Raw genomic sequence first — 14,088 nt, 5'->3', positions numbered from 1 at the left:
CTGTTTTTCATTCAAACCTTATCTGTTTGCCCTTGTTTTTGCCCTTACGAGCCGAAACAAGGGCAACTTTTTATTCCCCGCCGACCACCTTATCCAGCAGCCTTGCGGAAGTGCGCTTCGCTTCCCTTGTAGAGTGAGCGTAGATGTTCATTGTGGTACTGACATCGGAGTGTCCGAGAAGTTCCTGCACATCTTTCGGCTTTGCGCCGCCGGAAAGCAGATTGCTTGTGTAGGTGTGACGGAGCGTGTGGAAATGGAAATCTTCAAGCCCTTTCACTTTCTTCTTTGCCGCCCTGCACATAATCCCTACCGTACTCGGCGCTTCATACGCCCCGTCTGCTCTCAGGCAGACAAAGGAGATTTCCTTGTAATCCTCCGGGACTTCCTCTGTCCTTTGCAGGCTGTAAACCTCATAATAGGTGCGCCCTTTTTCCTTTACTTCTTTGTAGTAGTTCAGGTGATAAAACTCCCCGTAGCGGAAACGGTTTTTGCGCTGTTCTGTTCTCGCCGCCCGCAGGATTGCCGCCAGCGTGTCGCAGAAATCAACGGTGCGGACTTTGCTCCGTTTTGTCGTTCCCACTTCGGTTGTGTGCCTTGTTCCGTTATAGCGCATGCTTCGGCGTACCGTGAGATATTGTTCCTCAAGGTTAATATCCTGCCAAGTCAAGCCGCATACTTCCCCGATACGAAGCCCCGTGTAGTACGCTATCTGCACAGGCAGCAAGGCGGGATTATCTTTTGCCTTGAGAAATTCCTCCAGCTTTTGGAACTGTTCATGGGTGATAGTAGGAATACTGGAAGTATCTTCCTCACTGTCCGAGAAAATATCCGTTTCCTGCTTCCTGCCCCTCAGCTTCACATACTGCATAGGGTTAAAGGTAATCAGTTTTTTCGGGAAAACCGCAAAGCGGAAGGAATTTTGCAACACCGCCGAGAACAGGAGCATATATCCTTTGCTCATGGGCTTTGAAGTTGTCCCGTCCGGGTTTGTCCCACCGTAGCTCAGAAAATCAATGAACGCCTGCAAATGGTCGGCGGTCACGGTTTTCAGCTTGCGTTTGCCAATGGGATATTGCTTGATACGGTTGACCGTTCCCTGATAGGACATGACCGTCCCGTTGCTTAAGTTGCCGGGTTTCAGTTCTTCCTCTACCCACATATCCAGCATATCGCCTACCGTGATGTTTTCCGCTTTCCCGACAAACTGCTTTTCCTCATAGTCCGCTATCGCTTTGCGGAGCATGGCTTCTGTTTCCGCCTTGCTCTCTGTGCCTGCAAACTCTTTCTGCACTTTTCTGCCGCTTTCATCTTCAATATAAAAGCGTCCGTACCACTTTTTGCCTTTCTTTCTTACAGAACCTTTTGCCATAGATAAAAAACTCCTTTCTATCCGTGGCAATCGGGACTGTGACATATGGTGTGCGTAAAGTAATTGTGTCACTTCCGCCAGTGAAAGTCAACTGGCGTCTTTACTTGTCAAGGTGCCACGGAATTTTCTTTTTCGGAAAGCCTTTCTTCGGCTTCCTCCACTATCCCGAAAAGTGCGCCCATCGACATTCTTGTGCGCCCCTCATCGTGGATATGTAAAATCCCGTCTAAAAACCGTTTCATATCCTCAATCGGTACTTCCATCTTCTTGCGGTATACCTGTTCCATGATTGCCCCGGACTCTATGGCGTACCGTCCAAGAGACTCTTTCAGCCCTTTGTCCTCCGCCACACGGTCAACTTCCTCCATAGCATCAGCAAAGTAGCAGGTCATAACCGTATACAGGTCAACCATCTTGCCGAGAAATGTCGTGAGAAGCTGCTGGTGCGGCTCGCCCTTTACTGTATAGGAAACTGTGTCCAGATATTTCCTGATGTGTTCCTCAATATCCCGCTGGCAAAGAGTATAGGTGTCATATTCCTTATCATCGGAAAGACCTGTCAGCCATTCGGGAGTTGTGAGCAACGCTTCCGCAAGACCGTTGATAACCATTGTGCGCTTCGGATCAACTCCGTCCGCTTCATACCGCTGAATGGTGGATTTGTTCACGCCTACACGCCTGCCAAGTTCCGGCATGGTAATGTTTAACTCTGTGCGGCGTTCCTTAATCCTCCTACCGACCTGTTTTGCGGTGAATGTGGTTTCTTTTTTCAAGGTGTTCACCTCCTGACTGGTATCAGTATAACACGCCGATACTTATTTTGCAACCTTTATCTCAATGAAAGTTGTAAATAAACTATGAATGGTTGCAAAATAGGTTGACAAGAGATGGCAGAATAAGTATAATGATAAAACAGTAGTTGCAAAATGAGTATTCTAAAAGGAGGTTGATAGAATGAGCGCAGTCAAAATGGGACTTACCATAGAGGAAGCCGCAGAATGTACGGGTATCGGCAGGAACACCATGCGGAAGCTGGTGGAATGGGGAAAGCTGCCCGTCCTCAAAGTGGGGCGCAAGACCATTATCCGCAGGGACACGCTGGAACGGTTTCTGACGGTCAATCAGGGAAGAAATCTTCTGAAGCCCGATGATGTCCGCAGAGTGGAATGACCATCCATTCTCTTTTCGGAAAGTAACCCTAAGCCCTCGGCGTTTGAGAGCGAAATACACCCCTCGCACAAACCTGCGGTTTGTACTCCGGGTATTTCGCCCCTGCGGGGAGCCTGTATCACAGCTTGCAGGGCTGTCGCCGCTGTGATACAGAGAAAATTGCGATGCAATTTTCTCTGGCTGCTCCTCCGTCAAATGCCATCGGAACAGCCGCAACCGGCAAGCCGGTTGCAAAATGAGGCAGGCATTTTACCAAACAGAAACGGAGATGATTTATGACACGCCACAGCTTTATCCAGATGTCAAAGCTGTCCAATGTCAGGGGAAGAATATCATATATCACAAGCCACGCCAAACAGGAAAACCTCTATGCCACCTACCGCACCGCAGACCATTCCTTTTGGAGCAACCTCGCAAGGGAAAGCCAGCAGGAGTTTCAGAGAAGCGGCGCAGAGGGGAAGTGTATTGAAGCAAGGGAGCTGATTATCGCCCTGCCTGAATCCTACACGCAATACGAGCCGCAGCAGGTGCTGGAAGATTTCACGGAGGAATTCCGCAGGCGGTATGATGTGGAATGCGTGTCGGCGCTCCATCACAACAAGCGAAAGACCAATTACCACATTCACCTCATCTTCAGCGAACGGCGGCTGCTTGCCGAGCCGGAGGTTAAGATTGCAACCCGCAGCGTATTCTTTGATGAAACGGGCAAAAGGGTACGCACCAAAAAAGAGATCACGGGTGAGGACGGGCAGATACGAAAGGGCTGCACCGTTATCCCGAAAGGCGGTATTTACGAACAGCACCTTTTCACGGTAAAAGACGGGCGTTTCAAAAGCGAGCCGTTTTTAGAGGAAGTCAAGAGAAATTACACCGCCCTTATCAACCGGCATATCGCCGATCCTGAGCAGCATTTACGGGTTTTTAATCCCGACAGTATCTACTTGCCGACCAAAAAGATCGGTAAGAACAATCCCAAAGCCGCCGAGATTGAAGCCGACAACGCCGCAAGGCAGGAATGGAACAGGACGGCGGACATGGCGCTTGTGTCAGGGATAGAGGAGGCAAAGATACTGGAAGTCAAGAAAGAGGAAATCCATCAAAAAGCAAGCCAGTCCATTAAGGCACATGGTTGGCTGCCCAACCTGTTCCGCAGTATCGTAAACAAAGCGAAGGAGTTTTTGCAGAACCTGATACGTCAGACAGAGCTGCCGCCCAAGCCGGTGCTCAATCTGGATATGGCGGAGTTTCACACCATGCAGAAGCTGATGATACGGGTGCAGGACAGGGCAAGGGAAATCCGCAGTTTGCAGGAGGAAGTCCCCAAGCTGAAAACGCAGCTTGCCGAAACAAAGGGCATTTTCAAAGGCAGGGAGCGAAAAGAGCTGGAAACAAAAATCCGGCGGACGGAAGAAAAAATCTCCGCCATGCTGGAAGCACTGCCCGAAATCTTAAAAGAGGACGGCTATCCCGATGTACGGGCGTTCATGGCGACTTACCGCAAGGCGGAAGCCGTGGTAGAGAACTACAACCGGGAGCTTGCCGAGTGGGAACGCAAGGTCAGGGAAAAAGGAAAACCCGCCGAAAAAGAACAGGCAGCGCCGCCCGGGCGGGAGAGCGTACTGAAACGCCTGCGCCAGCTTCAGGCGGAGGGCAAAAGTCAAAAGCCAAAGCGCAAAACCCACGACATGGAACGATAGCTTTCACATCGAAAACAACACCGCAGGCTTCCTGCGGTGCATACATAAAGAATGCGCCCCGTGGAAGAAAGTCACGGGGCGCATGGTCATATATGGATTTATCTGCTGTATTTTCTCCTGCGGCTGTAAACGGCTGTGCCGGTCAGGGCAGCGCCCGCAGCTAACATAACCGCAATCCAAAGGGCGATATTGCTGTCGTCGCCTGTCTCAGGGGACTTGCTGTCATCTCCGGTTTCCGAAGAAGCTGCGTCATCCTTTCCTGTCTCGTCGCCATCATTTCCGGTTTGAGGCGTGTTGCCGTTATCGTCCACGACCTCATCAGGTTTTTCGGTAACGGTAAATGTTCCGGTCGCTTTTCCGTCCGTGTAAAGGACTGTGAGGGTGTGTTCACCCGCCGCCAGCGTTTCCAGATATTCGGCTTTCAGCGTGATAATGGTGCTGCCGTTTTCTGCCGTGTAGCAGTCTGTGTCCACCGCCTTGCCGTCAACCTCAATCCCTGTAAATTTGCTGTATGCGCCGTTTGCCGTAAAGGTAAGACCGGCGGAGCTGCCTTTTGTAAAGGTGCTGCCGCTGCCTTCGGTAATGCGGTAATCCCGCAGAGCTGCCAGCAGACCTTCCAGCTTATCCTTTGCGTCTGCTGAAATCAGGGATTTCTCATAGTCGCTTAAAGCGTCATAAAGGTCTTTCGCCGCATTGATCTGTTCCTCAGCTTTGGTATCGTCCGGATTTACCGTGTCCGGCAGGGCTTCAATCGCAGCCTCAGTATCTTCAATGCGCTCGATTACATCAAGCGCTTCTTCAATACGGGAAAGCTCTTCCTCCAACTCGGCTTTTTCCTCGTCGGTGTAGTTGCCGCCGAACTCGTCAAGCGCCTGCTCTATATCCTCTTTCGCCTGTTCCAGCGCTTCCTTATCCTCCGGCGTTACATTGTCGGAAGTAATATCCTGCGTCTGATCGACGGCTTCGGTAGAGCCAGCCCGTTCTGCTTCGTCTATACGGTCAAGAATATCCTGCGCTTCGTCCGCAAGCCCTTCAAGGATTGTCTTTTCCTCATCGGTCAGCTCCTCGTCCTCCAGCCGTTCCTTCAGATCGTCCAGATAATCCTGCACGGTTTCACGGTCGGCAGAAGTGGCATTGTCTTTCGTAATATCGCCGAGATTTTCTCTCAGGGCTTCGGTCTTGTGCATAGTAACGGTAACAGTCGTTTCGTTGCCCGCTTTATCGGCGGCGACGATAACATATTCCGTTTCCGTATTCCCTGCAATGGTAAATTCCGTACCGACTTCCTTGCCGTTCAGCGTGACGGAAGCAAGGTTCGTATCCGTTGCCTGTACGCTCTGTGTGGTATAGTAATCCGCACCGTCCGTTACGCCGGTAATCACGGGCTTGGTCAAATCAAAGGTTGCGCCGTTGGAAGCAAAGCAGATGGTATTGCCTGCATTATCTGTGATACGAACATAGTAGACGAACTGTTCTGCGTCCTGCGCTGTTTCGCTGATTGCTCCAGCGTATGCCGTCCAGTCGGTCAGCGCCGCCACTTGTTCTTCAGTAAGGACTTTTGCGCTGCGGTTATATTCAATCGTCTGAACGCCGCTGCCGTTGTCCGTACCCGTTATGGCAACATCCACATTCTCCTTGAAGAACAGCCCGAAGGTCACATCGTGGATGAATTTCTTGACAGAGTTTTCTTCTATTGTAATATCTCCGTCCGGCGCAGTTTTGTCGATTTTCACAGTAACGGAGACGGTTTCGCTCTCTACGCCGCTGGCGCTGATTGCACGGAAGGAATAAACCGTGCCGTTCGTATCTTCGGAAACGGTAACTGCGTCCGTGTACGCCTGCCATTCGCCGTTGCCGACTTTGTACTCAAGTTTTGTATCGCCAAGTGCGGCAGAGGTATCGGAAACGGAGAGCGTTACATCGCCGTTTGTCCATTCATCAGAGGTATAGCCGTGGGTATCCAGCGATACCACAGGCTTTGTCTGATCCAATTTATCATAAGTGATACTGCTTGTTGCCGTAACGCCTGCGCCGCTGGTCACGGTAAAGGTATATGTGCCGTTTTCGGTCACAGCGTATCCGTCGGCATAGCTTTGGGTAATATCCTGCGCTTCGCCGCCGTCCTCGGAAACTTCAACTTTTGCAACGCCGGAAAACCCTGTATTTACAGAAACAGTCACGGTATCGTTTTGCAGATAGTCGTCCGTATTACCGGAAAGAGTAAGTGTCGGCGCAGTCTTATCAATCTTGACTGTTATCGGTGCGCTGGTATTGCCGTTCACGCCGGAATTGGATACCGCACGGAAAATATAGGTTGTTCCGTCTGCACTCGCTGAACTGTCGGAAACGGTCAGCGAAGCCGTGCCGTTTGTCATTGTCATATCCGTCCAGCTTGTGCCGTTATCGGTGGAAACCTGATATTTGTCAATGCCGCTTAGCGCCGATGAGCCGGAGACGGTAATCGTCACATCCTCATCCGTCCAGTTTCCGGAAGTATATCCGTTTGTGGTAACGGTGGGTGCGGTGGCGGCTGTGCCGTCCAGTACGATACCGTTAGAGCTTAGATAGGTCACATTATCCGCATGGTCGGTCAGGCGGACATAGATCACAAATTTCTTATCCGGTTCGATACTGAACTTTCCGGTATATGCGGTAAAGGTCTGCGTCTCCAGCTTGTCCTTTGACAGCCCATCGCCCTCGTGGACAAGATACTCAATTTTTACCACGCTGTCATCTGCAACAGCAACCTCTACGCTCTGTGTATCCTTAAAGAACAAACCAAAAGTAATCGTATTCAAAAAGCTGTTCCAATGGTTAGTGCCAAGCACAATTTCTCCGTCCGGCGCAGTTTTGTCGATTTTCACGGTAACAGAGACGGTTTCACTCTCCACGCCGCTGGCGCTGATTGCACGGAAGGAATAAACCGTGCCGTCTGTCTCATTGGAAACGGTAATGGTATCCGTATATTCCTGCCATTCGCCGTCGCCGGCCTTGTACACAAATTTTGTATCGCCAAGTGCGGCAGAGGTATCGGAAACGGAGAGCGTTACATCGCCGTTTGTCCACTCATCAGAGGTATAGCCGTGGGTATCCAGCGATACCACAGGCTTTGTCTGATCCAATTTATCATAAGTGATACTGCTTGTTGCCGTAACGCCTGCGCCGTTTGTCACGGTAAAGGTATATGTGCCGTTTTCGGTCACAGCGTATCCGTCGGCATAGCTTTGGGTAATATCCTGCGCTTCGCCGCCGTCCTCGGAAACTTCAACTTTTGCAACGCCGGAAAACCCTGTATTTACAGAAACAGTCACGGTATCGTTTTGCAGATAGTTGCCTGTATTGCCGGAAGCGGTTATCGTCGGCTCGGTCTTGTCAATTTTGACTGTGATCGGTGCGCTGGCAGCTCCTTCTGTTCCGGAGTTTGATACTGCCCGGAAGATATAGGATGTACCATCTGCCGTTGTAGAGTTGTCCGATACCGTGAGGGAAGCGCTCCCCCCGCTAATCGTCAGATCGCTCCACGAAGCTCCGCTATTTGCGGAATATTGATATTTTGCGATCCCGCTGGGCGCAGACGAGCCGGAGATGGTAAATGTAACATCCGAATCCGTCCAAACGCCGGAAGCATAGTCGCTTCCGCCCGACTGCACATCAACATCAGGAGCGGAGATTTGCGCCGCTTCTGCCCCTGCTGTAATCACAATATCGCCGGTTATGGCAGAGGAATAAATCGTCAGGCTTCCTGTAGAGGCGTTATAGGTATAGGAACTGTCCGCCGTCAAAGCCGTTCCGCCTACCGTTACCGCAATGCTCCCCGGCAGGGCGTAATCGCCGGATGTACTTAAAGCAGCGGTAAAATCACTGTCTCCCGTAATAAATGCCGGTAAGGTATCCGCCGCAACATTTGTCAGGTTATATGTAACTGTATAAGCGTTCTTTGCAAGTGAAACTTCCTGAAGCGCTCCCGCATAATCGGTCATTTTGTCGCCGTTATACTGCTCGGAGAAAAGATACAGCGTATCCGTGCTGCTGTCAAAATCCGCAGGGAGCGTGACCTCCACCGTGCCGCTTGCAGCGCCGGAATCGGCAGCCTGCTTGATTCTGCCGTAATAGCTTATCTCTCCGTTTTCATCTTTGATAACTGCGGAGATATACTCGTTTGTACCGGTCTTTGCTCCCGAATACGCCACGGTAAGCGTATTGCCGTTTACCGCTGTCGTACCGATGGAAAAACTGCTGCGGCTGCTGTCTTTCAGCGTCAGCTTCCACTCACTGCCGGTATACTCCGAAATTGGCGTCAAAGCGTCGGCGCCTGCGGCGCCGGAAGATTTGCCGCCGACCGCGGCAGATGTGAAGAGTACAGAGTTCAGATTTAAATTAAAAGCGGGACGCACCCACACATCGGGGAGGTCTACATTGTGAAAGCTAGGAAGCCCGTCGCTGTAGACAGCGCCAGCCGCAGACGAATCAAAGGCAGCAGCCGACCGCAGCCAGTAGACGTTCTTTCCGCCCAATCCCGCCGTACACGATGCAGGATTATCGGAATAGCCTAAGTAATCCATTAATTCATTTGCAGAAAGCGCAAACAGCCTGTCGCCGTCAAGTCCGGGGCCGGAATAATATACACCGACCAAGCTGGTATCAGCGCCTGTTTTTGTTGTCTCCAGTACATTCGCCCACTCGGCTTCGCTGAAATAGCCGGAAACATAGCCGGACATATCCCACGGAGTTGCATTGACATTTTCATTATTCAGATAAGCCCGCAGTATACTGGCCTTGTAGTTGTTTGAGTTCTCGTCATCAAACCAAAGCTGCCGCAGCCCGCTTCTCAAAAACAGAAACAGTGCGGAATCTGCCTGTACGGCGTTTGCACCGTCTGAATATGTGCCGCCATTTCCGTTTGCAGACAGCACCTGCCACGCTCTTTGCTCCGTGCCGTAATATACGGTATCATTCTTCTCGATCGCTCCTGCTCCCGCTTGCAGCGCTTTTCTGTTTTCCGCCGCAAGCACTCCTACCGGCAGTATTCCAATCATAAGGCACATTACCAGTAACAGGCTTAAAAATCGTTTCTTTGCTTTCATCGCTTTGCTCCGCTCCGTTCCTTTTACAGATTTTTACCGCAAAATAGAAAAAGGCGCATTCCACCCATTGTTAAACGGGCAGAATACGCCTTGAAAATTTGCAGTTTGAGCTTGACAGGAAAAAGGGCAGAGTTATGCTTAGCTGGCTGGCTGTTAGCATTGTCCGCCTTTTTGCATTCATTGTCAAGACCTCTCTTTATCCCTATATATACATATTTATTATAGCATAAAACCGGCTGATTTTCAATACTTTTTCTCCAGAAAAATGGGTGCGCTATCAACAATTCCAGTTAAACCTTCTATTCCGCCGCGTGGACATTTAGAGGCCAAAAAAGCCTGATTTTAAGCCGTTTTTTGAGCCTGAACTTTGAGGGGCAAGGTGTTTGTACCTTGCCCCCTCGTTTTTGCGTCTGAAAGCGTTACAGGCTCATTTTTGCAGCTTTATCATTACCTCGTCCACAAGGTCTGTGTATCTGCCCTGCGCCAGCAGCTTATTGCGGTAAACAAGCAGAGCGTTAAAAGCATACCGCCTTTCTTCTGCCGTCAAATAAAGGTGGTATTTCTTCTTCCTCATACGAAGATCACCTCGGCATTGACGGTTTCTATAACCGCCGACCGCAGGGCATTCATTCTCTGCACCCACTCCATTTGATTGTCGGCTTTCAGTGTTTCGGTAATGCCCTCACGCTCCGCACGCTGCTTCATAAGACGGTCAAACAGCTCCTGCGCCTGTTCCTCAACATCGGCAAGATAGGATTGCAGCTTGCCGCTTGTCAAAAGGCTGGTATAAAGCGCCTTTTTATGTTCACGGATATACCGCAAATGCCGCTGTCCCCATACGCCGATAGACCGTTCTTCTTTTTCGGCTGGTAATTCCAAGCAGGGGATATAATAATCGCCCCGCAGCTCATACCAAAGACCGTTTTGCTCGTTATAGATGTACTGTTCCATTTTGTAATCCTCCAAAATCATATATTCGCACATACATCACAGTTTCCCGATTGCCACACCTTGTTATATCGTGTTATCAGTTTTTCCTGCCCTTGCTTTTGCCCTTATAACTTCTCGGAGCAAGGGTAAAACGGTGTGAAATCGTATAAAGGGATAAGGCGAGCAGAGTGCGAAAAATCCTTTATTTTCAACGGTTTCGGAGGTCTTTATTAAATCCCTATGAGGCGGTATAACCACCTACATAATTTGAGGTTTCAAATTCCAATTTATCTTCTAATATAGATCAAATCCGTCATACCATTATACGATTGTGTTTTGAGCAGTCTCAACTTAATTGCTTGGTTAGCGTTTCCAAAAAGTCGAATGCCTGAACCCAGGATTATTGGGATAATAGTAATATAGTAACAGTCAATCATATCTTCTCTGGCCAGTTGTTGAATCAGGTTTGCTCCACCACAGATCCAAATACCTTTTCCATTTTCTTCCCGCAATCTTTTTATCAGATTAACAGGGCTTTCATTAACAAAATGAATTTTATCAGACGATTCCTTTGGATTATGTGTCACAACATAGGTTATAAAATCTTGATAAACCCATTCGTCCGGTGAAAGTTCTGTGACGATTTGATGATAGGTATTCCATCCCATTACCACAGTATCAATGTTTTTTACGAATTTCGAATATGCATCAACATTATCGTCATCATCGCCTTGACCGGGCAACCAGTCAACACTCCCTTTACTGTCTGCGATATACCCGTCAAGGCTCATCGCTATAAACAAACTGATTTTTTTCATATCAACTTCTCTAATTGTTCTATTTCTTCAAATTTTCTGTAAATCCGGAGATAGTGGATATAAGCCGCCCAATGCTTTTCTTATGTCCGCAACAAACTGTGTCTGCTGCTTTCTCAAATAAGACTTTACAAAGGGTTTCATTAATAATTTCTTCGCTTCCACTTGCTCCGTAAAATCTATCTCTGTTTCACTTCCTTTGGCAGTAAAAACGCCAGTCCAATGGCCTGTCATATTGCTGTTTTCCATATCAAATTCCCATCGTCTGTATGGCTCAACAAGCGTCACGGTAAAGGTCGTAGGATATCCGTCTTTAGTATATTCGATAAATTGCCTGTCACTGATAACTACTGTTTTACTCAAGTCACTTCTCCAGGCAGCGTAATTCTCAATGTCCAAAACAAAATCCCACACTGTGTGAAGTTCGACGGGAATCAGCGCTTTTATATTTGAAACCGCCATTTTTGCTTCCCCCTTAAATCAATCGTATGTAAACTCTTTTCACATCCGTTTTTTTCATAAAAGCTTCAACATCAGGCTATTGCGCTCCTGTTAAGATAAAATTCATTAACTGTTCTACATCATCAAAGTCATCGTAATCCCCGTTTATACCCTCTCGATGATACACAACACCATTTTTCTCATTTCTCTCCAAACAATCCAGAAGCTTTTCCTCTCCATACTTTTTGGCAAACAGACTAAATGTATATGGCTTAATTTTGCTCAATAATCCTTTTCTGCAATCTTCTTCACACTCATAACAATGTGTCAGCCCTTTTGCAATTGAACATTTTTTATTCTCACAAGAATCATTATCCGGGCAGCCGTTTGATCCACATCCATTGCACTCCGGATTCTCTGTGCATAAACAGCATGCAAGGCCACATCTGGCAATTCCTAATTCCCGTTTCATAAAGTTCCTCCTCAGCTTCCAGGTTATCAGTCTACCAATATTTCTCTATACAACCCCTGGCTTCTTCTTCTGTAAGCTCATAGGTGTCCTGAAGTTTTTGCAAAATCTGCTCCTTCGGAATGTCGAATTCCTTCAGGGAACGAATCAATCCACAGATTCCCCGCTCGATTCCTTGTTCGATTCCCTCCTGATAGCCGTCTTCTTTTCCCTCCTGATAGCCATCTTCATAACCCTCTTTTTTCATGGCTTTCTCATATGCTTCCTGATCAAATCCTTCCAGTACCATCTGTACCACCTCTGCTTTCTGCGCTCTCAGAATATCCGCCAGAACCCCGCCGGCAATACAGCTTTCCACCGCCGTTTCCACTGCTTCCTGCAAATCTTGCCCTTTCGCCTGATTCTTCCGGATGGTATCCACGAATATGGCGTATTCCTCCAGACGCCTGCATTTCTTCATCAATTCCCTGTTATGCCCGTAATTGATGTTTAACATCAGAGTCTGACATTCCAGGCAGGGTTCTTTCTCCCCGTTTGGCCGCCGGAAGAGATCTGATAACTTCAAAATTTTTCGGTCCGGTTCCTCCTGGGTTCCATTGTAGAATACAATGTGCTGAGGAAAGGGAAATTCCTTGGGCGAACTACTGTAGATATTAATCTCACGACTGGAAATGTGTCTGGTATAAACACCTGCGAAATACAGAAGCCCCCGCATAGGCATATTGGGATTATAAGTGCTCTGGTGCTCATACAGGTTCAGCTCTGCATCGATCAGGAAGGACAAATCGTTCTTCATAGAAAGGTACAGAACATTTTCCAGGGTGTTGACCTCCAGTTCTTCCGGATTGTCATAGTCCGTCCCGTTGATCGCATTATAAAGATCCAGAAGATCCTTCTTGTTATTAAACACAAAGCGAAACAGGCGATCCTTGTAGTTACGGTTCGCGGCAGGATATTCCTGAGTATGAAATTGTTGCATCATTGATTTTCTCCTTTCATTATAGAAAACAAAACAAACCGTTGCAACCTTTAAGTGAGCTCAAGAAAGGTCTGGAATAAAATGGCGGAAAACGCCGGATAAGAAATTGACAGCCGGAAGATCCGGCCCTTTGTGGAGAAAGAATTCTCCCGTTGATTATTTGTTCATTATAGTGGAAAGATTCACAAAAAACAAGATGGCAGAATAGACAAATCTATCCTCTGCCATCTGCTCTACAAATCACTCTTGCATATTTATTTTCGGAATCCTCCAATACCTTAATTTTATCCTGCCAAATAAAATATTCGATTCGCTTTGCAAACCACCAGTCGCTCATACCTATCTGAAAACACCCAAGAATATCGCCTATCAATCTTGCCTCTTTGACCGGTTTATATGTAAGTTTTTTCCATATCAAAAAATCATAAAAATCTTCTTGAACACCGGTAATTCTTCCATTTATCACAGCTCTGAGCGGGCTGTTATCCTCTGTTAATTCTGCCCATAACAGCGCATATATCCCCACTTCTTCTTTGGTCAGTATCCTTTCATAGGAAAGGAACCACGCAAATTCCTCTGCCGAGACTTCGCCCCAGTTTCTGTATGAAATAACACTCGTTTTTCTTACTACGTATTCCGGAAGTTTTACAACATGAATCTCATTCTTATAGTTTTTCAGCATCTGACACAGACTATAAAAACCACATCTGGAATAGGGCGCATCGCTGTACCATATCCGGATTATCTCTCCATCTTCGAGATACTTTCTCAAACGCAATAATTCATTCGCGTAAACTTCCCCTGTCAATTTCAGTTCTTCATCTATTTCCGGATTCTTACCATATTGATTTTGTGCGTACATGGAATAAATCAGATGTTTCCGGTACTGACTGTCTACAGCCTCTTTGATATTACCAATGTCCAGCATAAAACCAAGGCAGATCACTTCTTCCGCCGTCCCCTCTACCCAACCAGTAAAAGGTCTCTCTGGCGGTGTTTTTTCCCCTGACTTCCATACCGATGTTGGTCCACTTATATGCCCCAATATTACCTTAGTTTTTGCAGCTTTCATGGAGGCTGCTTCGCTTTCTCCAAATAATACTTCAATCATATATGTTTCCTCGTTTGGTATCA

At 47.9% G+C, this 14,088-nt stretch carries 12 protein-coding genes; 2 read left to right on the top strand and 10 right to left on the bottom strand.

The genetic code is table 11. The annotated features are described in order from the left end of the window. Nucleotides 1-70 precede the first annotated feature (70 nt). On the bottom strand, nt 71-1,369 hold the full coding sequence (locus ABGT54_RS02245; protein WP_002586625.1) for a tyrosine-type recombinase/integrase: 1,299 nt from the start codon (nt 1,367-1,369) through the stop codon (nt 71-73). Between the two features lie 107 nt (nt 1,370-1,476). Beyond that, a complete protein-coding gene (locus ABGT54_RS02240) occupies nt 1,477-2,151 on the bottom strand; it encodes a helix-turn-helix transcriptional regulator (RefSeq protein WP_225363674.1) in 675 nt (224 codons plus the stop codon). A 172-nt stretch (nt 2,152-2,323) separates the two neighbouring features. Between ABGT54_RS02240 and ABGT54_RS02235 the strand changes: the two genes are divergently transcribed. Together ABGT54_RS02235 and ABGT54_RS02230 are read left to right on the top strand one after the other, a co-directional pair. Further along, nucleotides 2,324-2,539, top strand: coding sequence for a helix-turn-helix domain-containing protein (locus ABGT54_RS02235; RefSeq protein ID WP_002586623.1), 216 nt, complete (start codon nt 2,324-2,326; stop codon nt 2,537-2,539). A 275-nt stretch (nt 2,540-2,814) separates the two neighbouring features. Further along, a complete protein-coding gene (locus tag ABGT54_RS02230; RefSeq protein ID WP_346662653.1) occupies nt 2,815-4,236 on the top strand; it encodes a MobA/MobL family protein in 1,422 nt (473 codons plus the stop codon). 98 nt (nt 4,237-4,334) lie between these two features. On the opposite strand, the gene ABGT54_RS02225 is transcribed toward ABGT54_RS02230, so the two are convergent. From ABGT54_RS02225 to ABGT54_RS02190, 8 genes are all read right to left on the bottom strand, one after another. Continuing rightward, nucleotides 4,335-9,320 (bottom strand): DUF6273 domain-containing protein, encoded by a 4,986-nt coding sequence (locus tag ABGT54_RS02225; RefSeq protein WP_346662652.1) that lies wholly within the window; start codon nt 9,318-9,320, stop codon nt 4,335-4,337. A gap of 427 nt (nt 9,321-9,747) precedes the next feature. Next, the gene (locus ABGT54_RS02220; RefSeq protein ID WP_346662651.1) at nt 9,748-9,894 is read right to left on the bottom strand and encodes a hypothetical protein; all 147 of its coding nucleotides are present in this window, start codon (nt 9,892-9,894) and stop codon (nt 9,748-9,750) included. Next, nucleotides 9,891-10,271, bottom strand: coding sequence for a TnpV protein (locus ABGT54_RS02215; protein ID WP_346662650.1), 381 nt, complete (start codon nt 10,269-10,271; stop codon nt 9,891-9,893). Before ABGT54_RS02215 ends, ABGT54_RS02220 begins: the two co-directional genes overlap by 4 nt. A gap of 266 nt (nt 10,272-10,537) precedes the next feature. Continuing rightward, on the bottom strand, nt 10,538-11,068 hold the full coding sequence (locus ABGT54_RS02210) for a dihydrofolate reductase family protein (protein WP_204932369.1): 531 nt from the start codon (nt 11,066-11,068) through the stop codon (nt 10,538-10,540). A 27-nt stretch (nt 11,069-11,095) separates the two neighbouring features. Continuing rightward, the gene (locus ABGT54_RS02205) at nt 11,096-11,527 is read right to left on the bottom strand and encodes an SRPBCC family protein (protein ID WP_346662649.1); all 432 of its coding nucleotides are present in this window, start codon (nt 11,525-11,527) and stop codon (nt 11,096-11,098) included. 76 nt (nt 11,528-11,603) lie between these two features. Beyond that, nucleotides 11,604-11,978 carry a DUF3795 domain-containing protein gene (locus ABGT54_RS02200; RefSeq protein WP_346662648.1) on the bottom strand — a complete coding sequence of 125 codons (375 nt, stop codon included), beginning with the start codon at nt 11,976-11,978 and terminating at the stop codon, nt 11,604-11,606. A gap of 31 nt (nt 11,979-12,009) precedes the next feature. Then, entirely contained in the window at nt 12,010-12,957 is a 948-nt protein-coding gene (locus tag ABGT54_RS02195; protein ID WP_346662647.1) for a hypothetical protein, read from the bottom strand. A 211-nt stretch (nt 12,958-13,168) separates the two neighbouring features. Beyond that, complete coding sequence (locus tag ABGT54_RS02190; protein WP_346662646.1) at nt 13,169-14,065, bottom strand: DUF3658 domain-containing protein; 897 nt, start codon at nt 14,063-14,065, stop codon at nt 13,169-13,171. Nucleotides 14,066-14,088 lie beyond the last annotated feature (23 nt).

Origin of the sequence: uncultured Merdimonas sp. (genome assembly GCF_963929015.1) — a bacterium.
Classification (GTDB): Bacteria; Bacillota; Clostridia; order Lachnospirales; family Lachnospiraceae; genus Merdimonas.
The sequence above is the reverse complement of the archived record's forward strand: the minus strand, read 5'-3'. Positions and strand labels throughout refer to the sequence as shown.

Coding starts and splice junctions, on each gene's coding strand:
- ABGT54_RS02195 (WP_346662647.1), bottom strand. CDS start 12,957: ATGATGCAACAATTTCATACTCAGGAATATCCTGCCGCGAACCGTAAC.
- ABGT54_RS02235 (WP_002586623.1), top strand. CDS start 2,324: ATGAGCGCAGTCAAAATGGGACTTACCATAGAGGAAGCCGCAGAATGT.
- ABGT54_RS02205 (WP_346662649.1), bottom strand. CDS start 11,527: ATGGCGGTTTCAAATATAAAAGCGCTGATTCCCGTCGAACTTCACACA.
- ABGT54_RS02220 (WP_346662651.1), bottom strand. CDS start 9,894: ATGAGGAAGAAGAAATACCACCTTTATTTGACGGCAGAAGAAAGGCGG.
- ABGT54_RS02225 (WP_346662652.1), bottom strand. CDS start 9,320: ATGAAAGCAAAGAAACGATTTTTAAGCCTGTTACTGGTAATGTGCCTT.
- ABGT54_RS02210 (WP_204932369.1), bottom strand. CDS start 11,068: ATGAAAAAAATCAGTTTGTTTATAGCGATGAGCCTTGACGGGTATATC.
- ABGT54_RS02215 (WP_346662650.1), bottom strand. CDS start 10,271: ATGGAACAGTACATCTATAACGAGCAAAACGGTCTTTGGTATGAGCTG.
- ABGT54_RS02245 (WP_002586625.1), bottom strand. CDS start 1,369: ATGGCAAAAGGTTCTGTAAGAAAGAAAGGCAAAAAGTGGTACGGACGC.
- ABGT54_RS02230 (WP_346662653.1), top strand. CDS start 2,815: ATGACACGCCACAGCTTTATCCAGATGTCAAAGCTGTCCAATGTCAGG.
- ABGT54_RS02200 (WP_346662648.1), bottom strand. CDS start 11,978: ATGAAACGGGAATTAGGAATTGCCAGATGTGGCCTTGCATGCTGTTTA.
- ABGT54_RS02190 (WP_346662646.1), bottom strand. CDS start 14,065: ATGATTGAAGTATTATTTGGAGAAAGCGAAGCAGCCTCCATGAAAGCT.